A 22,741-nucleotide genomic window follows, 5' to 3' on the forward strand; every position below is an offset into this window, starting at 1 on the left:
ACTGCAGGGAAGTGGCACCAATCTGAATTCAGAAGGCATGCTGAAACGTGCGAAGACCGCAGTCCTACTGTATCGGATTTATAATTTGAAGTGATTATCATAAGGGTTTTTGATTAATAAAAAGGCGTCCCAAGTTGTCGATTAACGACAGTCTGGGACGTTTTTTGTTCCATTCTATTCTATCAACAGGAAGAGGATAGAAATGCGGTGGAAAGTTTAATAACGTCCCGTTTGGATGTGTCGATGATTGCATTAAAATAAAAGCGACACAAAAGGGGATGGTGAAATCATGGCAAAAATAACAGGAGTAGAATGCATCCGTACCAGACATGATGGAAGCTGGACGATTGTGAAAGTAACGACGGATCAGGATGGATTGTATGGGATTGGTTCCTCATCAGATTTGTATAATCCTGAGGCTGTAGTTCAAGTTGTTGAACAACTGCTTGCACCACTTCTAAAGGGTCGTGATCCGGCGAACATTGAAGACCTCTGGCATCTTATGCATATGAGTGGATATTGGAGAAACGGTGCGATTCTAAACACGGCTATCGGTGGTATTGATATGGCCTTGTGGGATATCAAAGGCAAAGAAGCGAACCTGCCAGTCTATCAGCTTCTGGGAGGTGCCTGTCGTTCGGCGGTCCCTTGTTATGGCCATGCTGGTGGCGCTGATATCACAGAGCTCAAGGAAGATGTCTATAAATTCATAGAGGAAGGTTACACAGTGATTCGTGTCCAGATGGGAGGATACGGCGGTGGTGGGTTTGTCAGCGGGAAGGAAGCGAAGCTTCCTGTCCATCCTTGGAGCAGTGGTCCTGTATTTGACGAGCATGCTTATCTGAATGCCATTCCTGACATGTTCGAGAAGCTTCGTGTGGAATTTGGATCCAGCGTTCAGTTCACTCATGATGTTCATGAGCACCTCTCGCCTATACATGCGATTCAACTCTCTAAACGCTTAGAGCCTTACAGTCTTTTCTACTTAGAGGATGCAATAGCACCAGAGCAGATTGGTTGGTACCGCCAGCTTCGGCAACAGAGCGCAACACCGCAGGCTGTGGGTGAGTTATTTGTGAACCCGCAGGAATGGACAGGGCTTATGCAGGAGAAACTGATTGATTTTATTAGGGTACGAGTTTCTAAGGCAGGGGGCATCAGTGCCTGTCGTAAAATAGCCGCATTGGGTGAAATCTACGGTGTCCGCACGGCTTGGCAAGAAGGAGGAGAAAATGATCCAGTGAACCAGGCAGCTGCAGTTCATCTAGATATGGCACTCTGGAACTTCGGCATCCAGGAAATTAATCATTTCAAGCAGGAAGAATTAGAAGCTTTTCCAGGACATATCGTCAGACAAGGTGGGTACCTGTACCCCTCTGACAAACCGGGATTAGGTATTGATATCGATGAAGTGCAGGCTAAATCTCTTCTCAGAGAACAATGGAGTTCTAGTCAATATCACCGACCTTATCCTCTGGACCGCAAAGCAGACGGAACATTGGTGCGCCCTTAGATTACAGTACTAAAATAAACGCAGATCAAGGAGGTATATTGAAATGAACACTATTGCCGTTACTGGTGGTGGGGGCAAACTTGGCTCTCAAGTAATCGGGATGCTCCAAGAGCAGAAATATGATGTTGTGTCGTTAGATAATCATCTGTCTGATCGAATTCATTGCAAGCAGATTAAAGTCGATCTGAATGATTTCGGGCAAGTGGTGGGATCGCTTGAAGGCGTAGATGCTATCATACATTTAGCTGCAATACCTGCTCCGATTCATTATCCACATTCTTATATTTATGCGAACAATACAGTGGCTGGTTATCATGTACTAGAAGCGGCTTCTCTCTTGGGTATTCGTAAAGTGATAATGGGCTCAAGTGAGTCTTCCTACGGATTTGCTTGGGCTCCACAACCCTTTTCACCGCATTATTTTCCGGTAGACGAAGACCATCCACAGCTACCGCAAGAATGTTATGGACTCTCCAAAGTCGTCAACGAGCTGACTGCTGAAATGTTTCACCGGAGAAACGATATGCAGGTGACATCCCTACGTTTCTCTATGATTACTGGTCCTGGAGATTATCGACATCTTGCGATTGCAAAACCAGAGACCTTCAAACCTATTTTATGGAGTTATATTGATATTCGGGATGCAGTGACGGCTTGTATTGCCGCTCTTCATGCTGAACTTAATGGAGCCATCCACCTGAACATCACTGGAGATGATACATTAAGTGACCGAACAACAGAAGAACTGCTGAGGAGCTTTTACTCTGAAGTAGGAGACTTGCGTAAGACATTCCAAGATAGAGAGGCTATTGTCAGTAATGCTCTGGCGAAAAAGCTCCTGTCTTGGCAACCTAAATACTCATGGTCAAAACAGAAGTAGAATAGCACCCTATCAAAAAAGCATACTTCAGGAGGTCTTATCATGTCTAACAACAATCAAGATATAATTGTCGAATCAAAAAAGAGAACATCTTTGAATCCTGTAATTACATCCATCTATACGGCTGACCCATCAGCTCATGTCTGGAGTGATGGTAAGATTTATATTTACGCTTCCCATGATATGGATCCAGCCAGAGGCTGTGATCTTATGGACAGATACCACGTATTTTCCTCTCAAGATATGGTGAATTGGGTGGATGAAGGTGAAATTCTTAGTTCGGACGATGTCGCTTGGGGCAGACCTGAAGGCGGTTTCATGTGGGCTCCAGACTGTGCGTACAAGAATGGAACCTACTATTTCTATTATCCTCATCCGAGTGACTCGAATTGGAATGATTCGTGGAAAATTGGGGTAGCGACAAGCAAGAAGCCAGCAAGTGATTTTACCGATCAGGGATATATTCCAGGGCTTGGCGGGTTCGCTTTGATCGATCCATGTGTGTTAGTGGACGAAGATGATCGCGCTTATATGTATTACGGCGGAGGGAGTACATGTCTTGGCGGGGAATTGAATGAAGATATGTTGTCTCTGAAGAACGGGATGACTGAAATGGAGGGACTAGAAGATTTTCATGAAGCAGCCTGGGTATTCAAAAGAAACGGTCTTTACTACCTTACCTATGCGGATAACTTAGAAGACAATAATCGAATGAGATACGCCACCAGTGAGAATCCGCTTGGTCCGTGGATGTACAGAGGGATCTTTCTAGAGCCGACAGGCTGTTCAACAACTCATGGTTCCGTGGTGGAGTTCAAAGACCAATGGTATTTGTTCTATCATAATCAGTCCATTTCTGGAGAAGGTAATCTGCGTAGCGTGTGTATCGATTACCTAGAGTTCAACGAAGACGGTACGATCAAGCCGGTTATTCAGACAAAAGAGGGCGTCTCATCGATTGGAACTACACCGGAAGTCAATCCTTATCTTAAGACATATCCGGCTGCGGATTGTATGGTTTTTGGAGGAGCAGAAATACAGACGTTAGAATCAGGTCAACAGGTGGTGAGCCACTTACAAACAGAGGGTTCCTATGTTCTTTTCAATAATATACAGGGAGGAGAGGGCGGCAGAGCTTCCATTGAACTTCATTATGCTACGAGTGAACGTCTGGCAAAAGTGAATTTATACGTCAATGACAAGGATTACTCGCTCCTTAATGCCCTCTCCACTGGTGGAGCTCAACAATTTAGTGGCCGTACGAATATTACCGTCAATGTATTGCCGGGTGCTATTAATACGCTGAGAATCACGGGCGGTCATGGTGAAATTAGTATTATACAAATGACGATTAGCCCACTTGTGGATTGAAATGTACGCTATTTTTTAAAATAAATTACTATTAAAAGTCAAAGGTTGATCTCACATCTTTCTTGAGGTCAACCTTTGTTATTATTGTTATTCAAATTTCGAGACGAAATAACGACTGGAAGAAGCAATAATGCAACGAAGCCTCCACCAAGTGATAAAAGAGCGTAACTGGAATTTGCTAAAATCATACCAGATAAAGCTCCACCAGATGCTCCTGCCAACGCGATCAAGACATCTACTGATTACTGTGGCTCCAATAATAACGCCCTTTTTGTTGATAGAAGCTGTATTTCCTGTTGAATGATCAGAATGACTTGGAGTGGAGCTTAGTGCCTCTGCAAGAGCTTTTGCAACAACGAGCGGATCTGGTCTAAGTAAAGCTAGAAGGATTAAACCAGCGACAATGTATGCTGCAGCAGCTAGAATGTACGGTCCGGCAAGAGCCGGGACACCAATAGATTCAGCGAACTTCCCCATTACATTAACTAAGTTTGGCCCAGCAACAGCACCAAATGTAGTTGAAACCATCACGATGCTAATCGCTGTTGCTCGTTGAGTGGGGGCCGCCAGATCTGTACCCGCATAACGTGTCTGCAAATTAGTTGCTGTGCCTGCTCCATAGATAAGCAATGAGAACATTAAAAGTAGAATATTATTAGTTAAAGCAGAAATTACGACTCCGATTCCTCCTAATCCGCCTATTAAGAAGCCAGTAGCAAGACCAGTACGTCTTCCGAATCTTTGAGATAGATGTCCTATAAATAATGCTGCCCCAGCAGATCCTAGTGTAAAAAGTGCAGCAGCAAGACCTGCTCCTCCAAAAAAATTGCGAAATGATGACAATAAATAGTGTTTTCCGATATAATTGGTGTTGCTTTTCTGGAGAAACGAGGTAACTTTGTAACCATTCAGGCTGATTGCTAATACTTGTAGAATCACTAACTTTCGTCGACATTAGATTTTCCGCCTTTCTAGCAACACTTCTTAATGTTCTTGCTGTTGTTTTTAATTCGACTGCCTCCACGGACATTAAACAGTAAGGTCCTCTACAATAAGCGACTACATCACAATTTGAGGGTAAGTAAGCAAGCTTCTCTTCTAATTCTTCAATAGGAATAGATATAGCCCCTGGAATATGTGCCATATCATATTCTTCCTTCGGTCTTACATCCAACAGCAAAATTACTCGTTATTAAATTAGTGAAGGGTCCAAACTAAAATTATTATATTAATAAAGTTAATTATTATATATATTCCAGTTTTCCAATGTACTATAATGATATAGATGCATTGTTAGCATGTTATTAAAGGAATTGAAGATTTCAAGAAACAACCTATAGAATTGAACAACAGGAGGAAATAAGTTGAGCACACAGAATGTGGGAATTCCATTAGAAGGTTTTGCAGAATTTAGCCGGACAGTAGCCGCTGAAGGTGCGGTGCTGGTGAAGAATGATAATCAGGTACTTCCGCTTGGCGAAGGCGATAATGTTGCGATTTTTGGCAGATCCCAAGTGAATTATTATCGCAGTGGTACAGGTTCCGGCGGTAGTGTCCATGTTACTTATACGACCAATTTATTGGATGGTCTTCGCACTAAGAAGAACTTTACAGTTAACGAAGATCTGGCTGCTGTCTATGAAAAGTGGATTGAACAGAATCCATTTGATAATGGTGGAGGCGCATGGGCTGCAGAACCTTGGCATCAGAAGGAAATGTCTTTGAGCAATGAATTGGTTTCCGAAGCTAGAAACAAATCGAATAAAGCCATTCTTGTAATTGGACGCACGGCAGGGGAAGATCAGGATAATGCTGATGCACCGGGCAGCTACCAATTAACAAATGATGAACAGGCAATGCTGAAGCAGGTAACTACATATTTTGAGCAAACAATCGTTGTCCTGAATGTCTCCAACATTATTGATATGAACTGGATGAACGATGAAAGCTATAAATATCCAATTTCAACTGTGATTTATTCATGGCAGGGTGGTATGGAAGGCGGAAATGCGATTGCAGATGTGCTGTCTGGAGAGGTAACTCCAAGTGGTAAACTGACGGATACAATCGCTTATTCCATCAATGATTACCCATCAACACAGAATTACGGCAATGAATTTACGAACTTGTATCAGGAAGATATCTATGTAGGATATCGTTATTTCGAGACATTTTGCCCAGATAAGGTTCAATTTGAATTTGGTTATGGTTTATCTTATACAACTTTTAGTATCGAGCCAGAAGAAGCCAAGTTGATTACCAAAGAAGGCGAGTCTTTCATTGAAATCGGCGTAACCGTTACCAATACAGGAACTTCCTTTGCTGGTAAAGAGGTTGTTCAGGTCTATTATGAAGCTCCACAAGGTAAGCTTGGTAAGCCAGCTAAAGCTCTGGTGTCATTCGGTAAGACGAAAGTTCTTGAACCGGGTGAAGCACAGCGCCTTACCGTGAGTTTCTCAGCTCATTCTATGGCTTCTTATGATGACGCAGGCGTAACAGGACATGCTTCTGCCTATGTTCTCGAAGAAGGAACGTACCGCTTGTATGTGGGAACTAGTGTTAAACAAGTGGTGACAGTCGGTGTTGAGGGTAAAGACGGCTATGTCGTTGAAGCTCTTCAAGTTGTGGAGCAATTGCAAGAAGCGCTCGCGCCTACAGAAAGCTTTACGAGAATGATGCCAGGTGCTCAGAAGGCGGACGGTTCGTACGAGATTGTTTATGTTGAAGTTCCTAAACGTAAAATTTCGTTGGCTGAGCGAATTGAAACTAATCTTCCAGAGACGATCTCACAAACAGGTAATAAAGGATATAAATTAAGAGACGTATATGAACAGAAGGTTAGCATGGAAGCTTTCATTGCACAGCTCAGTGATGAGGATTTGGCTGCAATTGTACGTGGTGAAGGGATGAGCAGTCCTTTAGTTACACCGGGCACGGCTTCTGCATTTGGAGGCGTAAGTGACAGTTTATTTAATCTCGGAATTCCAGTGGCTTGTACAGCTGATGGTCCTTCAGGGATTCGTATGGACAGCGGAGCAAAGGCGACTCAAGTTGCTATCGGAACGCTTCTTGCAGCTACTTGGAATGCGGATTTGGTAGAAGAGCTTTATGTTATGGAAGGGCAAGAGTTGTTAAGAAATAACGTGGATTCCTTGCTTGGACCTGGCCTTAATATCCGACGCAGTCCGCTTAATGGACGTAACTTTGAGTATTTTTCAGAAGATCCTTTGATCTCTGGGGTGTTTGCTGCTGCATGTACTCGCGGTATTTTGAAAGGCGGCTCAACCGCTACGATGAAGCATTTCGCTTGTAACAATCAGGAGAAACATCGTAGTAAAGTAAACGCCGTGGTGTCTGAACGTGCACTTCGTGAGATTTATTTGAAAGGTTTTGAAATCTCCGTGAAGCAGGGCGGTTCGAATTCTGTAATGACCTCCTACAATCCAGTTAATGGACACTGGGCGGCTTCGAATTATGATTTGAACACCACGATTCTTCGTGGAGAGTGGGGCTTTAAAGGCATTGTAATGACTGACTGGTGGGCGATCATGAATGATGTAGTTAATGGTGGACCAGCAGATCGGAAATTTACAAATTGGATGGTTCGTGCACAAAACGACCTCTATATGGTTGTACCTAACTATGGTTCAGAAATTAACGGATGGAATGATAACACCATTGAGTCGTTGGAAAATGGCACGTTAACCCGTGGAGAGCTCCAACGTTCTGCCATAAACATTTGTGAGTTTATCATGAATGCACCTGTATTCTCTAGAAAACAGGAAATTGTAGAAACTGTAGAGTTCTTTAAAGCTAATCCTTCACTTACTGAAGAACAAGCTCAATCCTTATCACAGAATCCACAGGTTAAACCTGTCGTAGAAGGATCGACTAGCTTTAAAGTGGAACAGGCTGGTCAATACCGTATCCTGGTGCATATCATGTCAACGGAACCTGAGCTGGCTCAAAGTGCGTGCAATGTATCAGTGAATGATCAATTGATGACAACCATTCAAACAAATGGTACTGAAGGTCAGTGGATCAGACAAAAGCTTGTGAAAGTTGAACTCGAAGCAGGTCTTTATGATATGAAATTGGAGTTCATCAAACCAGGTTTGCAGATCGATTGGATTGAATTCAATAAAATCGACTAGGTGTCATGCGTTAATGTTAGATAGATAGTAAATATAGTTCATTTCTAAAAACCGCGATATATTTCGCGGTTTTTTTGTTGTACTTATTGTTGCGGGGGTTCATATATTTCATTTCCACTGCTGCACATGAGTATGTAGGGGGGATTTCAACTCCTTTATCGGATACTAAAATATGAGGAAATTGACCGGTACACCAACTATGGTGTGTCGGGCTTTTTGCAGATTATATACTTTACAAATACTTGTCTGCATGTACTTGTGTTTGTTCGAATAAGTTAGAAAGTAGGACCAGGACAAACCATAGGTGGAGATGCGTAGAAATGGGGATGCGTAAACAAAGCTTTATTCGTGGCACGTTCATTTTAACCGTGTCGTCATTTTTTACAAAAGGGCTTGGATTTTTGAATGGCGTTTTGCTGGCACGTTTCTTAGGAGCCGAGGGGGTAGGGCTGCTTATGATTGCTCATCCACTGCTACCCTTGTTTATTACGTTGACAGAGCTGGGGCTTCCTGTTGCGATTTCAAAGCTTGTCTCAGAAGCTGAGGTTAAGCAGGATGAAGCGCGAGTAAAGCGAATTCTCACAGTATCCTTAAGTATTACGGGTACGTTGAGTATTATACTAACTTTAGTGGCTCTATTTGGCTCCAAATGGATCGCGTCGGTTTTTTTAGCCGATCAGCGGGCGTATTATGCTATGGTCGCTATTACGCCGATCATTCCAATTATCGCGATGTCAGCTGTATTGAAAGGTTATTTTCGTGGAAAACAGAATATGAACCCGCTGGCCTTTTCCGATATTATTGAGAATTTGGCGCAAATCATTGTCATTATCGGTGTTGTCAACGTTTTGCTGCCTTATGGGATTGCTTATGCAGCTGCGGGCGCTATGGCGGCTTCCGTGATCGGCGAAGGTTTTGGTTTGCTCTATTTGTTTGCTGTCTTCAAATGGGCAAATCGAGGGAAGATCAAAACCACCCCACCGCCTAGTTCAAGTTTTTCACCCAAAGGAGACAGTACGTTGAGAGATCTGCTGCGCATCGGCTTACCGATGACAGGCAGCGGTTTTATTCATTCTCTCTATCATGCGTTTCTCCCTTTGCTGATTACGAAAAGTCTAGTCCTGTTTGGTGTGGGGGTTGAGATGGCGACTAAGCAATTCGGACTTTTAGCGGGATATGCTCTCCCCATGTTGTTTCTCCCCAGCTTCTTCACACAATCGTTGTCCACTGCATTAATTCCGGCGATCAGCGAAGCAAGTGTGAGCAATAACAGCAAGCTCATGCATAGTCGGATGGATATGGCTATGCGATCCGCGCTTATTGTTGGTCTTCCATGTACAATCATCCTGTACTTATGGGCTGTACCATTAACTACTTTGATCTATCATTCGCCAGAAGCGGGCGAGCTGCTAAGGTTGATTGCCCCCTTATTTTTTCTTTATTATTTTGGAGCACCCCTGCAAGCGATTCTGCTTGGTTTGGGGAAAGCATCAACCGTCATGTGGAACCATATTCTTACGAATATTTTTGAAGTGATTGCGATCTTTGTTCTCGGTTCTAATATTGGCATCGAAGGGATTGCTATAGGGTTCGGACTGGGGCTTTTGCTGCTGACGCTGCTGAATTTTATGTCTGTGGCAGGAACGATCGGATTTTATTTTGACTTTCGCATTGTATTCAAGGTGGGCGCGGGGGGGATTGTCATGACAATTTGCGGGATGACGGCTCACGGTATACTGCAACGAATGGACCTGGGGCAGATCATTGAACTGTCCGGAGCGCTATTCGTTTCATTGATCACCTATGCTGCAACATTGCAGGTAACTCATGCTTGGGAACGGTCACAGAAACCACCGACGATTACGCCTGTTTCTTGAAAGGGGATATTTTGGTATCGTGCTCCAAAAAGTAAATTGAGTAATGCAACCCTCTGTGTAACAGTATGGAGGCGGATGAAGGTAACGGGGATCCGCGAGGTGTTTAACTGTATTTTGTACAGCTATAAATGGATGGGTAATTTAGAAGGAAGTGTAACGGACAAAAGTATTCAACCCCCGGTTCATAACATCAGAGCAACGATTCTCCAATAACGGATGATCGCTGCTCTGATGTTTTTTACGAATTTTTGTTTGAACTGATGAATACATACCGGAGCAGGGTATTAGAAAGGGGAGCTAGATTCCCAAAAAGGACTACATAAGGCGCGATCTAGTTTTATGAGACACTTTAGAAGTGAAGCAGGACTACGCTAGTTATTACCGAGTATTATCCTTGACCGTATTTTTTTCTAAAATGACTCAGTGTAAGTAACGGCCAGATATAGCGATAACTATGATAATTAGAATAGAAATTGCCGGGGAGACCAGCGCCTGTTGGATAAGAAGTTTTCCAATCCTCTTCATGAATAGACATGATTAATCTTTCAATCCCTTTTTCCACGGCAGCTGTTGATTTCGGCTGAATGGTGATGAGTGCGTCAAGCGCCCATGCGGTTTGGGAAGGCGTACTTTCGCCTAATGGCACATATTTCAAAAGCCGATCACTATGACAAGATTCCCCCCAACCCCCATCCGAGTTCTGTATGCTTAGGAGCCAATTCGCTCCTTTTTGCAATGTTTCATGTTCCAGTGGCAGGCCAACGGCCTGCAATCCTGTTAAGGCAGCCCAAGTCCCATAGATGTAACAAACGCCCCATCTTCCGTACCATGAGCCATCCTTCTCCTGATGCTGAATCAGCCATTTCACACCTCGCCCGATGAATTCGTTTCGCGTATCAAGGGCGGCAAAGTTCCCGAGATACTCCAAGGTGCGCCCGGTTAGATCTGCCTCCGAGGGATCAATAGCAGCAGATTTAGCCCCATCGATTGCGAGCCAAGTGAGCATTTCTTTATTGGTGTTTTTTTCAAAAGCTGGCCAGCCACCGTCTTTATTCTGCATCGATAGGACCCAGTTCAGTCCACGATTCCATGATTCTAGATAGGATGGCTGAGTTATTGATAAACTTCGAATGGCTCGTAAAGCAGCGGTCGTATCATCCACATCCGGATTAATCGTATTAGATTCTGAGAAACCCCATCCCCCCGGAGTCGTATCCGGATTATGAATACTCCAATCAGCAGTTTTATGCTGTTGTCTGGTCAGCAGATACGAAGTAGCACGTTGAATCGTGAGATGATGATCGGGAATTTGTGCCTCCTGTAAAGCATAAGCGATTAGAGCCGTGTCCCATATCGTAGACGGAGAGTTTTGAATTGTTGTTTTACTTTCAGAACGGCATTGCATCGAGGTAAGCCCATCTATGGCATTCGTAATCAGAGGATGCTGCTGGTCATAGTCCAGAGCCAGAAGGGCATAGACCATAAGAATTGTGCTAGTTGCGTAACTGTATAGAGTCCCGTCGGATTCAATCCGCTGGAGAATAAACTGTTCTGCTTTGGTTCGGGCAACTTCGTGAATGTAGCGAGGGCTTCCAAGAAGTCTGCTTAGGCCAGTTTGAATAACGTCCTGCAGCTCATGATATCCACGGGAAGCGGGTTCAGCATCTTCAATGCGTGTGTCTATGAGATCAGATAGATCAGGAGCATTCGCTGTTGAGATCGAGAAACGTCGATCGGCCATAATAAGCATAGGCGTGAGATGCACTCTTGAGTAGCCAGAGAACTCAAAATAGTTAATAGGAAAATAAGACGGGAACAACAGAACTTCTAGGGGAATCGAAGAGATCGATAAAGGCCATTTGCTCTGTCCAGTAGCTGCGAGAATGACTCTGGTTAGGATGCTAGTTACTTTTCCAATTCCACCTTTGGATTGAATAAAATGCTTTGCACGCAATATCGGCTCATCTGTCACCTTACTGTACCCAGAATAGAGAAGGGCGTAGTAGGCTTCAACCGAGGTGGATAAGTTACCATCTTCTTCATCTCTATACAATTGCCAGAATCCAGCGGACTGTTGCTCAGCAAGAATACGATCATGTAGCTGCCTGATCAGGGCTTCATTCTGTACGTTCAAAATCCGAAAGAGAATGATGACATAGGCATCGATAACGATTCCATTCTCAAAACAAAAGTGCCAAGATCCATCTTGCTGCTGTTGATCAATCAGGAATGCCGTTAAACGCTCGATCTCATTATCTACTGTGCTCAGTATAGGATTCATTCCTTAGGTACCTCCGAGGTCCTTCATTTTTAGTATTATATGATGGATGAGAGGTTGAAATGAAAAAGGACTGTAAAGTTGCTTTATGCAACCTCACAGCCCTTGATAATATTTAGCTAATCAATCGGTTAATTTTCAATCACGATACGGTTCAGCTTAAGATTTACCGGTGCAGCAATCGTGTCACCCACAGGGCATTTGCTTTCTAAAAATTGTACGAATGCTTCGACCTTCTCGGCAGGGGATGGGGTCTTTATGTAGAATGTATATCGAATATCGGAATAGCCGGGACGGACTTCAGAACGGTTGAAAAATCCATCGAGGTCCAGATCACCTTCAACATCTACTCTGAAATCTTCAAGCTCTACCTCAAATTTGGAAGCATAAACTCGAGCCACAATAGATTGGCAGGCCCCTAAAGAAGCAAGCAAAGCTTCAACAGGATTCATTCCTGTATCCGTACCCCCAAGATTTTGTGGCTCATCGATGACGAGCTCGAATTGTCTTGCTTTAGTAATGACTTTAACCCCATCTTGTAAATGGGCAGTTGCTTTGAAAGTTTGAACATTTGGCATTTGTCTACACTCCTTCTTCTGGTCAACCTGAATATAATTAGATATTTTGAACATTATGTAATTCATAGTATTTTTCTAGGAATTGTTTAGATTATAGTTCTAATCTTTATACCCTGTCAATACTTGATTAGTATTATTTGAATTCATACATCTTCATGAGTTGGATTTTGTTAAAAAGATGGGAGAAGATAAAGTGTCAAACGAAATTGAACGCTACTTGAACAATCCAATGGTTAAAATTCTAGGGGGAGCAATAGAATTAAGAGACGATCGAATAAAAACTAAATGGAAGACTGAAATAAAACCATTTCTTCTTGCACCGAATCCTGTAACAGTGGATCTATACAATATTGTTACTAAAAAAACAACGAAGTCATCCGTCGAAAATCTTATACCTGTGGTGAATGTTTCTTGGAATGATGCTATTTCTTTCTGTAATCTGCTTTCTCAGAAGGCTGGATTGAAAAAAGCTTATGTTATCAGTGACGATGGAGATCATATTATTTGGGATAGGGAATCCAATGGCTATAGACTTCCAACAGAAGCAGAGTGGCAATATGCATGTAAAGCAGAAACTACTGGCTATCAATATGGCGAGCTAGATAAGATAGCTTGGTACAATGAAAATTCAGATGGTGTACTCCATGTTGTAGGGACGAAAGAACCGAATGCATGGGGGCTTTATGATATGTTAGGGAATGTTTGGGAGTGGTGCTGGGATTTATATGATGAACAAGTGTACGGCTCCTATCGGATTTTTCGAGGAGGCAGCTGGGCTGAAGAGGCTAGGGGCTGTGGAGCAACCTGTCGTCGTCGCAGCCATCCCACATTTAGTGTGGATGATCTTGGATTTCGTCTTGCTCGATCTTTATAACATTAATTCGTCTCTACATTAATCAACTCACATTAACACAGAAAATGATTGTTCTTAAAATAGACTTACTACAGGAGGTGCTTCTAGAATTAGAAAGTTTGTAGCTATCTCCGTTGTAATTATTACTCTGCTCGTTCTAGGAATGTACGCAGCACTTCAGTTTAAATATAATTCACTTGAGAAAAACTTAAGAGAATATTTGATCAATGTTGAAGGATACTCTGAATCTGATTTACTGAGTATTAAAGCTAAACTGAGCTCAATGCCGAAGTTCCCTGTATATGTTAGATTTGCTAATGAACCAGATACGGATTATATTTTCACAGACAGAGATGCATCAGATTGGAAGCAACTAGATCCTAAGGAGCCGCAAAGATTAAAGAAGGTTAATCAACAATAGTTGAGATATAACAAAAAATCTTGGTCAGTAAATTGAATAGCATCTCTCCAAGCTGACCGCACTTTGTGCGGTTTTTTCTTTGTGGATCTTGCTAATGAAAAAGATAACTTGACAGAAAACTATCGGACGTATACATTTGTATACATAAACGAAACGTATACATATGTATACAAAGTAAAGGAGGAGTAAATATGCGTGATGGACATTTCGGAAAACGCGGTCATAGAGAACATGGGGATCACAAAGACCGTGGAGAGCATAGAGATCGCGAGCATATGAGCAGACATGGGATGGATTCTATGGATGGTCCCCCAAAAAGTGCACAAACTTTTCGTCGCGGCAGAGCTCTAGCATTTTTGGAAAAGCTGAATGTGAATCGAGCCACTTTACAGCGGCAGCTGCAAACACCGGAGCTGGATTCGATCAAGCAAGTGATTAGCGGTGAATTGAAGGCAACGGAAGCGATCATTGAAGAGTTTATCCATATTTTTCAGATTCATGAAGTAACGCCGGAAGATAAGACTGTTGGCGAAATTAAAAAAGAGGAGAATGATCAAAAAAATGAAAACCATTGATCTTATAAAAACCCGTAGAAGTATTAAGCAATTTAAGGCGGATTCGATTCATGAGGATGATTTATTGAATTGGCTGGAAGCAGCTAGTTATGCTCCAAACCATCGTATGAACGAACCTTGGGAACTCCTATTTATCGGGCCTGAGACTAGAGCTAAATTAAAGCATAAGACGAATTTCGGAAATGCTCCTGTAGTTCTTGCTATCTTATCTAAACCTGGTGCAACAGCGTTTGAGCGTGACGAGAATGTTATGGCTGCCGCTTGTTTCGCACAGAACTTCTTATTAGCTGCACATGAAGTGGGGGTTGGAGCCTATTGGGCTTCTTTAGGTGCTTTACCTCATAATCGTGAAATTCTAGGTGTCCCGCAATATTACGATGTGATTGGACTATTTGGCATTGGATATCCGGAGGAAGTTCCAAATGCTAAGCCAAGAACACCGATGAAATCAAAAATCACATATTTATCTTAAAAGGTGATGCAATGTGGAAACTTAAGAGTTACTTAAGGCCATATTGGTTGTGGTCTGTGTTAGCACCACTTATGATGATGCTCGAAGTGTTTATGGATTTGCTTCAACCTACACTAATGGCGAGCATTGTGGATCATGGGATTATGACGAAAGATTTATCACATATTTATTCGACGGGATTGACCATGCTTGGAGTAGCATTTGTCGGTCTAATTGGTGGGGTGGGCTGCACCGTTTTTTCGAGCATCGCCTCACAAAATTTCGGGAATGATTTACGGATTAACCTGTTTGAACATATTCAGAAATTCTCAAACAAGAATCTGGACCAATTGAAGACGGGCTCGTTGATTACTCGTTTAACAAACGATGTGGTACAGCTACAAACCTTTGTTCAGATGATTTTGCGGAATATTCGCTCTCCATTGTTATTAATCGGCAGCTTGATAATGGCTATACGGATTAGTCCTTCACTAACCCTTATCCTTGTCGTTGCCGTGCCATTGCTGGTTGCAATATTATATGGGTTGATTCGACTTTCTTTCCCTTTGTTCGAGAAAATGCAGGTCAAATTAGACGGCGTCAACACAGTATTACAGGAAAATTTATCGGGTATCCGTGTAGTCAAAGCCTTCGTCCGTGCTAAGCATGAACAGAAACGGTTTAATACAGCTAATAAGGATTACACAGAAACTGCGATAAAAGCGGTGCGATTAATGTCGTTAAATATGCCGCTCATGATGCTTGTGCTCAATGTCAGTATCGTAGCTGTTCTTTGGTTTGGTGGGCTGCAGAGCTGGAACGGCTCGCTGCCGGTCGGTCAGCTAATCGCCTTCATTAACTATATCACCCAATTGTTGATGTCTATGCTGATGTTGAGCAATATGCTCACATTCTTCTCGCGTGCAAAGGTCTCCGCAGATCGGGAGAATGAAGTGTTTTCTACGATAAGCGAGATTACAGACGTAACCGAATCTAAAAAAGATACGATACTAAACGGTCGGATTGTATTTGACAACGTTTCCTTTGCCTATGATCCTGCGGATGAGAACCTCGTGTTAGATGGCATCAATTTCACTGCTGAGCCAGGTGAAACTGTAGCCATCCTTGGAGCCACAGGCGCTGGTAAATCAACCTTGGTGAGCCTCATTCCACGCCTTTACGATGTTTCTTCTGGATCAATCACAATTGATGGTTCCGACACTCGGCAAATTTCTTTGGAACATTTACGCCGCAAGATCGGTTACGTTATGCAGCAAGCCATTCTGTTCAGCGGAACAATCCGTGATAATATCCGATATGGCAGACCGGAGGCTACGGATGAAGAAGTGGAACAAGCAGCAAAAGCTGCTGAAGCGCACCATTTTATTTTAGAGCTACCACAGGGTTATGATACAGTGCTTGGCCAACGAGGCATCAACTTGTCCGGTGGGCAGAAGCAACGGCTTTCGATTGCAAGGGCGTTGTTAATACAGCCAACAATTCTCATCATGGATGACAGTACGAGTGCGCTCGATGCGGCGACTGAGTCACGAATTCGGCAAATGTTAAAAAAACGGCTGAGTAGCAGCACTAATATAATGATTGCTCAGCGTGTCACATCAGTGATTGACGCGGACCGCATCTTAATTCTAGAAAACGGCCGAATTGCTGTACAAGGTACACATGATGGTCTAATGAGTAGCAGTGAAATTTATCGAGACATCTGGAAATCACAGATGAAAGGGGAGGAGGTTCCTTATGTCAAAGCATGACAACGGCATGAACACTCCCCCTATCCATAGACCAGGCGGATTCGGACCAGGGATAGGACCGGGATCTGGCCCCGGACGCGGCGGCGCTGTGCCAATCGTGCGCGCCAAAAATCAAGCGAGCACGCTTAAACGCATCTGGACTTATTTGAATCGTCAGCGGTTCGGGTTAATCATTGTATATGTATTTACTGTGTTGAATGCACTTCTTTCATTAATCGGACCGTATCTCATCGGTAAAGCGATTGATACTGCGGTTATTCCACACGATTATCAGGGTCTTATTCGGTTTTGCATACTCCTTATTGGCATTTATGGGCTAGGCAGTGTAGTTGCCTGGGTGCAAGCATACGTCATGACATCTGTTTCGCAGAATACTGTTTTTGAGCTGCGCCGTGATCTGTTCAGCAAGTATCAGCAGCTGCCCATTAAATTTTTTGACACTCGGGCTAACGGAGAATTGATGAGCCGGGCAACTAACGATATAGAGAGTGTATCCAGCACACTCAATCAGAGTGTAACCCAATTGTTAAATAGTTTGATTACACTAAGCGGCTCCCTCGTTATTATGTTAATGCTGAACGTTCCGTTGACTGTAGTCTCATTAATCACGATCCCGCTCGTATTATTGGCTAGTCGAAAAATCATTGGTTTAAGCCGCACTTATTTTAGAAATCAGCAGCGATATTTAGGTGAACTTGGCGGGTTCATCGAAGAAACCATCAGCGGACAAAAGGTGGTCAAACAATACAGTAGGGAAGAGTCAGAAGTTAAACGATTCCGAAAAATAAGTGGAGAACTGAATAAGGTCAGCATTAAGGCACAAATCGTATCAGGATTAGTAGGACCCGTGATGAACATGATTAATAACCTTGGTTTTGCGATCATTGCCGGGGTTGGGGGTTGGATGGCTTTCCATAACATGGCTACGGTTGGTATAATCGTTAGCTTCCTTACCTATTCCAAACAGTTCGGTAGACCCATTTCTGATCTTGCTAACCAGTACAATTTAATTCAATCTGCAATCGCCGGTGCAGAGCGTGTGTTTGAGGTTTTGGAGATGCCGTCCGAATACGGGGATGAAGAAAGTGAGGATCTCCCAAGATTAACAGGGGAGGTTGTTTTTCAGGACGTTTCTTTTGCTTACAAAGCGGATTCCCCGATTCTGTCGGGCGTTACGTTTGAAGCAACACCTGGGGAGAAAATTGCACTCGTTGGCCCAACAGGAGCAGGTAAAACAACCATCGTTAACCTGCTGATCCGATTTTATGATTTGAATGGCGGTTCCATACGAATTGATGGTCGCGACATCCGAGAGCTGAATAAAAACGCACTTCGTAGTCAACTAGGGATGGTGCTGCAAGATGCGCATGTATTCTCGGGAACGATTCGTGAGAATATTCGGTTTGGCCGACTCGATGCGACCGATCAAGAGATTGAGCAAGCGGCGCAGCTAGCCAATGCGGATGCTTTTATCAAAAGATTGCCGCATGGTTACGAGACCCTCCTCAATGCAGAAGGCAGTAATCTGAGTCATGGCCAGCGCCAGCTGTTAACGATTGCTCGCGCAATTTTAGCTGATCCTGCCATATTAATTCTTGACGAAGCAACCAGTAGCGTGGACACACGTACGGAAATGCACATTCAACAAGCAATGAAGAATTTGATGAAGGGTCGAACAAGCTTTGTAATCGCCCACAGGCTAAGTACGATCCAGGACGCCAATCGCATACTCGTGATCCAGAGTGGAGGAATTGCTGAGCAAGGAAGTCATGAGGAGCTGCTTGCGATGCAGGGCGCCTATTACGAGTTATACAATACCCAGTTCAAACGAGCGATTTAAAGAAACATTTGTATAGCTTATGAAAAAACACTGACTTGGATCAGTGTTTTTTTATTAGCGAGGTGACCACAGACCATCGAATTGACCGCCGAAACGCTACATTGTATGCTACTACAAGATAATGTAAACAAGGAAGTGATTATTTGAGCCATTCCAGCTATGAGCAGCTTGAGACCGAAGGCAAATTACCGTTTGATGTTTCTTTACATAGCGTCAACTTTGTGCCGAATCACTGGCATATGAGTGTGGAGCTGATTTTTGTGCTGTCCGGTAATCTAGAGGTTTCGACCGGAAACCGTCAATATAGGCTTAAAGAAGGCGATATGCTACTCATTAACCAGTGTTACGTGCATGAAGTTATCGGATTAGATCAGAATATCATCGCGACCTTTCAAATCCCAACAACCTATCTTAAGCAGCATATCCACAATGTGGAGAAGATCAGCTTTGAATGTTATTCTGCTGAAGTCGGTCCTGAGAAGCAAAATGGCTTAGATAACATGCGTCAGCTCATGGCTGAAATGGTACAGCTGAAGTATAAAGGCGGAGAAGCCTATGAGCTGGAGATGGAAGCGCGTATGCTTGGGTTATTCTCTATTTTGGTCAAACAGTTTAAACTGCCAAATTCCGGCGAAGCGATGAATATAAAATATATGGAACGAATGATGAGCATCATCACTTATATAGATGAACATTATAAAGACCCGGTGTCGCTGCAGACAATCGCAGAACGAGAGTATTTGTCGGTGCCGTATTTGTCCAAATTTTTTAGCGAGAACATTGGGGTCAACTTCCAGACTTACTTAACCAGCATTCGTTTAAAAAATACCGTAGAAGCCCTTTTAAGAGATCAAGAACATTCGCTTGCTGAGCTGGCACTTGAGCAGGGCTTTCCAAACGCAAAATCTTTTTACGCTGCATTCAAAAGCCGATATCATATTACACCACATGAATATCGCAAAAAATATCGGCCTCAAACTCATGCGAAACAGGAAGGTTCTGCTTCCGGCTACTTAGCATTTAATCAATCCAGCGCACTGGGCATTGTTCGGCAATTCCTCCGGCGTAGTCAGTCGCACCAGCTTGAACCCGTACATGCGGTTGTTCAGCTGTCTGCGAGTATTCCTTTAGACAGGATTCAGCGGCAAATCCAGCATAGCTGGAAAAATATCATTACGATTAGTAAAGCAAATGAAGGACTCCAAAGTGATGTACAAGCTCATTTGAAATATGTACAAGAGCGGTGTCCGTTTCGCTATTTGCGTTTTCATGGAATTTTTGATGATTCAATGATGGTGTACCGGGAGGATCACGAAGGGCAGGCACATTTTAATTTTCGCTTTGTAGATCAGTTGTTTGATTTTTTGTTATCGATCGGTTTGAAGCCTTTTATAGAACTGGGGTTTATGCCTTTTGATCTCGCAGCAGACAGCAGTAAACATGTGTTTTATGAAAAAAGTTACGTGAGTCCGCCTAAATCCATGGACCGCTGGTGCGAATTGGTAGATCGGTTTATTCGCCATTGTATCAATCGATATGGTCTTGAAGAGGTGGAAAGCTGGAAGTTTGAATTCTGGAATGAACCGGAATATGGTTTGTTCTGGCCTGCGACGGAAGAAGTGTACAACGAATTGTATGCCCGAACGTTCGATACCCTCAAAGCCATCTCTCTGAACCTTCAGATTGGCGCTCCTGGTAGAATTATTACTCTGAACTCCAATGCGTTTTGTGAACAGTTTTTCGCTTTCTGCAAAGAACGGGGTTGTCTTCCAGACTTTATCCCGTTACATTTTTATCCGCATGAGGACATGGATGATCTGCTTAGTAAAAATTGGGAGCCTGAAGAACGATTAAGTGAAAAAGAAATATCTCCACTTACAGTAGAGGGGTTCAACAAAGTGTCCCCAAACCCCGATTATTTGAAGGAATCACTGGAGCGTGAAATCGGACTGCTCGCTGAGTTGGGACTTAACGGACAAGAGCTATATTTAACCGAATGGAATTCAACGGCATTTCATCGTGAACTGACCAATGACACATTATATAAAGCTGCATATATCGTAAAAAATATCATCGAAAATCTCGACAGCATCAGCGGGTTCGGATATTGGGTACTAAGTGACAATATTGAAGAAACAGCAGCTTCATCCCGGATATTTCATGGTGGTCTTGGACTTATGGCTCAGTATGGAATTCCGAAAGCGGCTATGAATGCCTATGAAATGCTCGCTAAGCTGGGGAATCGGCTAGTCGCACACGAAGAGGGTTATATCGTGACGGCTGGAAGAGGTGGTTATCAGATTTTGGCTTATAATTACTGTCATTTTGATGATTTGTACGCGCTTGGTGATACTTCATTCATTACATCTATTAGTCGTTATAGTGGCTTCAAAAACGAGAGGCTTCTTAAAATTGAACTCACATTAACTGGATTACCATCTGGCAGATATAAGCAAGTGAACCATACGATCAGCAGGGCACATGGCAGCAGCTTTGACAAGTGGGTAGAAATGGGGGCTCCACCCGTTCTGACTGTAGAGGACACTGCTTATCTAAAAGCTGCCTCTCTTCCAGGTAGACAGATTCAGATTCTTGAAGTAGGTGAAGGGCTTTCTGTTGTCATTAGAATGGAACCTCATAGCGTAGAGCTCATTGAGCTGACTCCATTGTTATGAGAAAATGAGTCAATTTTTAAGCTTCATCTTAATGAATAATATTGAAACGCTTTCATTTAGATTAAAAATGAACCTAAAAGTGTGTAATTGACCACCTCTCCTCCAAGAGGTGGTTTATTTTATAATCAAATTGTAAACGTTTTCTAAAAGGACGAGGAGGAATTACAATGACTGGAGCATCGACTAAAGGGCAGGTTCACACCCCTTTTCGTAGATTGACCTTTGGTATTCTGCTTGGGTACGGCATGATGATGCTGGCACTGATGACACCTGCCACCTTGCTGCTGACCTTTAAAATGATTGAAGTGGATCCGAATGGATATACCTCTTCCTATGGGCTGGTTGCAGGAATAGGCGCATTCTTTGCTCTTATCGGAAATCCGATTGGCGGTGCACTCAGTGACCGAACACATCTTTCGTTCGGACGGCGGCGCACGTGGATTATCCTAGGTCCACTAGTTGGCTGTGCTGCTCTGGTATGTACTGGTTTCGCCAACGAGCCTTGGCAGATCATGATTAGCTGGGCAGTCGCACAATTTTTCTTCAATGTAGGGATGGCAGCCTATACAGCGCTTATTCCAGACCAAGTACCTCAGGAGAAACAAGGGACAATCTCCGGATTAATCGGTCTCACTATTCCAATCGCTATGACGGTAGGGATGATCATGATGACAGTGATGACCTCAGTTTCTTCAGAAATTAAGTGGCTTTTGCTAGGTGTAATCGGCATCATAGGTCCACTTCTCAGTACGTTGATTATTAAAGAAGGTAAAGTAGAACTTGTTCCCAAGACACATAATCAAATATCGCTGGGCAAGAAGCTGAGTACGATTTTTCCTAGTCCACGTAAATTCCCGGAATTCTCTTGGGCTTTCGTATCCAAGTTCCTGATCATGATGGGATATTGTAGCACTTTATACCTCACAGTCATGCTGGTAAACCGGATGGGACTTACGGAAGAGCTTGCCACCGCAAAGGTTGCTACGATTAATATCGTTATGCTAGTGGGTGTTGCAATTACAAGTATCTTCGGTGGGGTGTTGTCAGATAAATTTGGTAAGCAAAAACCATTCCTGATTGTTTCAGGGTTCATTATTGCTATTGGGGTTCTGTTGTTTGCCTTTGTGCCAAGTTATCCGGCCTACATTGCCGGAGCTGCAGTGATCGGATTGGGCTTTGGCTGCTTCTCAGCCGTAGATATGGCACTCGTTGCACGCATTCTTCCAAGTAAAGAGGATTCAGCCAAAGACTTCGGGATTATGAACGTAGCTAATGCGTTGCCTCAGTCCATTGTTCCAGCAATCGCTCCTGTGCTGTTAGGCATTGGCAGCTGGACCTTCTTTTACATCTTCCTTGCCGTCTGCACTATACTCGGTATGCTGGCAGTGAAGCCACTTCCAGAAGTGGGAACAGAGAAAAGAGCTCAAACTGCTGAACTAACAGCTGTCGAAGCGCAATCACAAAAAGCCAATCTGGTCTAAGAAAAAACAAACAAGAAAACAG

The 22,741-nt window shown here is 43.3% G+C and carries 14 protein-coding genes and 2 pseudogenes; 12 read left to right on the forward strand and 4 right to left on the reverse strand.

Translation table 11 applies throughout. From position 1 onward, the window contains the following. Nucleotides 1–289 precede the first annotated feature (289 nt). From MKY19_RS14420 to MKY19_RS14430, 3 genes are read left to right on the forward strand one after another with little or no spacing between them, the layout of a single operon-like run. Nucleotides 290–1,513: an enolase C-terminal domain-like protein gene (locus MKY19_RS14420; RefSeq protein ID WP_339803840.1), complete on the forward strand. Its 1,224-nt coding sequence runs from the start codon at nucleotides 290–292 to the stop codon at nucleotides 1,511–1,513. 43 nt (nucleotides 1,514–1,556) lie between these two features. Continuing rightward, a complete protein-coding gene (locus tag MKY19_RS14425) occupies nucleotides 1,557–2,393 on the forward strand; it encodes an NAD(P)-dependent oxidoreductase (protein ID WP_339803843.1) in 837 nt (278 codons plus the stop codon). A gap of 42 nt (nucleotides 2,394–2,435) precedes the next feature. Next, the gene (locus MKY19_RS14430; RefSeq protein ID WP_339803846.1) at nucleotides 2,436–3,764 is read left to right on the forward strand and encodes a family 43 glycosylhydrolase; all 1,329 of its coding nucleotides are present in this window, start codon (nucleotides 2,436–2,438) and stop codon (nucleotides 3,762–3,764) included. A 68-nt stretch (nucleotides 3,765–3,832) separates the two neighbouring features. On the opposite strand, the pseudogene MKY19_RS14435 reads toward MKY19_RS14430, so the two are convergent. Both MKY19_RS14435 and MKY19_RS14440 read right to left on the reverse strand, forming a co-directional pair. Continuing rightward, nucleotides 3,833–4,719 (reverse strand): annotated as a pseudogene (locus tag MKY19_RS14435) (MFS transporter). Between the two features lie 51 nt (nucleotides 4,720–4,770). Next, nucleotides 4,771–4,947 (reverse strand): annotated as a pseudogene (locus MKY19_RS14440) (rhodanese-like domain-containing protein); the annotation flags it as partial. A 181-nt stretch (nucleotides 4,948–5,128) separates the two neighbouring features. Here MKY19_RS14440 and MKY19_RS14445 point away from each other — a divergent pair. Together MKY19_RS14445 and spoVB are read left to right on the forward strand one after the other, a co-directional pair. Beyond that, nucleotides 5,129–7,918, forward strand: coding sequence for a glycoside hydrolase family 3 C-terminal domain-containing protein (locus MKY19_RS14445; RefSeq protein ID WP_339803849.1), 2,790 nt, complete (start codon nucleotides 5,129–5,131; stop codon nucleotides 7,916–7,918). A gap of 320 nt (nucleotides 7,919–8,238) precedes the next feature. Continuing rightward, entirely contained in the window at nucleotides 8,239–9,795 is a 1,557-nt protein-coding gene (gene spoVB / locus MKY19_RS14450) for a stage V sporulation protein B (protein ID WP_339803852.1), read from the forward strand. A gap of 388 nt (nucleotides 9,796–10,183) precedes the next feature. On the opposite strand, the gene shc is transcribed toward spoVB, so the two are convergent. Together shc and MKY19_RS14460 are read right to left on the reverse strand one after the other, a co-directional pair. Next, on the reverse strand, nucleotides 10,184–12,076 hold the full coding sequence (shc, locus tag MKY19_RS14455; protein ID WP_339803855.1) for a squalene--hopene cyclase: 1,893 nt from the start codon (nucleotides 12,074–12,076) through the stop codon (nucleotides 10,184–10,186). A gap of 128 nt (nucleotides 12,077–12,204) precedes the next feature. Beyond that, nucleotides 12,205–12,651, reverse strand: coding sequence for an OsmC family protein (locus MKY19_RS14460; RefSeq protein ID WP_042188137.1), 447 nt, complete (start codon nucleotides 12,649–12,651; stop codon nucleotides 12,205–12,207). A gap of 178 nt (nucleotides 12,652–12,829) precedes the next feature. Here MKY19_RS14460 and MKY19_RS14465 point away from each other — a divergent pair, with 178 nt between their 5' ends. The 7 genes from MKY19_RS14465 to MKY19_RS14495 all read left to right on the forward strand — a co-directional run bounded on the left by MKY19_RS14465 (nucleotide 12,830) and on the right by MKY19_RS14495 (nucleotide 22,719). Further along, nucleotides 12,830–13,525, forward strand: coding sequence for an SUMF1/EgtB/PvdO family nonheme iron enzyme (locus MKY19_RS14465; protein WP_339271647.1), 696 nt, complete (start codon nucleotides 12,830–12,832; stop codon nucleotides 13,523–13,525). A 591-nt stretch (nucleotides 13,526–14,116) separates the two neighbouring features. Beyond that, on the forward strand, nucleotides 14,117–14,500 hold the full coding sequence (locus tag MKY19_RS14470; RefSeq protein WP_339248126.1) for a hypothetical protein: 384 nt from the start codon (nucleotides 14,117–14,119) through the stop codon (nucleotides 14,498–14,500). Next, nucleotides 14,487–14,972, forward strand: coding sequence for a nitroreductase (locus tag MKY19_RS14475; protein WP_339803859.1), 486 nt, complete (start codon nucleotides 14,487–14,489; stop codon nucleotides 14,970–14,972). Before MKY19_RS14470 ends, MKY19_RS14475 begins: the two co-directional genes overlap by 14 nt. 11 nt (nucleotides 14,973–14,983) lie before the next feature. Beyond that, nucleotides 14,984–16,723 carry an ABC transporter ATP-binding protein gene (locus MKY19_RS14480; protein ID WP_339271254.1) on the forward strand — a complete coding sequence of 580 codons (1,740 nt, stop codon included), beginning with the start codon at nucleotides 14,984–14,986 and terminating at the stop codon, nucleotides 16,721–16,723. After that, a complete protein-coding gene (locus MKY19_RS14485; RefSeq protein ID WP_339803863.1) occupies nucleotides 16,710–18,563 on the forward strand; it encodes an ABC transporter ATP-binding protein in 1,854 nt (617 codons plus the stop codon). The genes MKY19_RS14480 and MKY19_RS14485 overlap by 14 nt, the downstream gene beginning before the upstream one ends. Nucleotides 18,564–18,706: 143 nt before the next feature. Next, the gene (locus MKY19_RS14490; protein ID WP_339803866.1) at nucleotides 18,707–21,238 is read left to right on the forward strand and encodes a helix-turn-helix domain-containing protein; all 2,532 of its coding nucleotides are present in this window, start codon (nucleotides 18,707–18,709) and stop codon (nucleotides 21,236–21,238) included. Between the two features lie 167 nt (nucleotides 21,239–21,405). Then, nucleotides 21,406–22,719, forward strand: coding sequence for an MFS transporter (locus MKY19_RS14495; protein ID WP_339803869.1), 1,314 nt, complete (start codon nucleotides 21,406–21,408; stop codon nucleotides 22,717–22,719). The last annotated feature ends 22 nt before the right edge of the window (nucleotides 22,720–22,741 follow it).

This window comes from Paenibacillus sp. FSL R5-0744, assembly GCF_037972555.1.
Lineage (GTDB): Bacteria > Bacillota > Bacilli > Paenibacillales > Paenibacillaceae > Paenibacillus_AQ.

Bases quoted from the DNA above. Each gene is read 5' to 3' on its own strand.
- MKY19_RS14470 (WP_339248126.1), top strand. From the start codon at position 14,117: ATGCGTGATGGACATTTCGGAAAACGCGGTCATAGAGAACATGGGGAT.
- MKY19_RS14460 (WP_042188137.1), bottom strand. From the start codon at position 12,651: ATGCCAAATGTTCAAACTTTCAAAGCAACTGCCCATTTACAAGATGGG.
- MKY19_RS14485 (WP_339803863.1), top strand. From the start codon at position 16,710: ATGTCAAAGCATGACAACGGCATGAACACTCCCCCTATCCATAGACCA.
- MKY19_RS14430 (WP_339803846.1), top strand. From the start codon at position 2,436: ATGTCTAACAACAATCAAGATATAATTGTCGAATCAAAAAAGAGAACA.
- spoVB (WP_339803852.1), top strand. From the start codon at position 8,239: ATGGGGATGCGTAAACAAAGCTTTATTCGTGGCACGTTCATTTTAACC.
- MKY19_RS14425 (WP_339803843.1), top strand. From the start codon at position 1,557: ATGAACACTATTGCCGTTACTGGTGGTGGGGGCAAACTTGGCTCTCAA.
- shc (WP_339803855.1), bottom strand. From the start codon at position 12,076: ATGAATCCTATACTGAGCACAGTAGATAATGAGATCGAGCGTTTAACG.
- MKY19_RS14465 (WP_339271647.1), top strand. From the start codon at position 12,830: ATGGGAGAAGATAAAGTGTCAAACGAAATTGAACGCTACTTGAACAAT.
- MKY19_RS14495 (WP_339803869.1), top strand. From the start codon at position 21,406: ATGACTGGAGCATCGACTAAAGGGCAGGTTCACACCCCTTTTCGTAGA.
- MKY19_RS14420 (WP_339803840.1), top strand. From the start codon at position 290: ATGGCAAAAATAACAGGAGTAGAATGCATCCGTACCAGACATGATGGA.
- MKY19_RS14475 (WP_339803859.1), top strand. From the start codon at position 14,487: ATGAAAACCATTGATCTTATAAAAACCCGTAGAAGTATTAAGCAATTT.
- MKY19_RS14480 (WP_339271254.1), top strand. From the start codon at position 14,984: ATGTGGAAACTTAAGAGTTACTTAAGGCCATATTGGTTGTGGTCTGTG.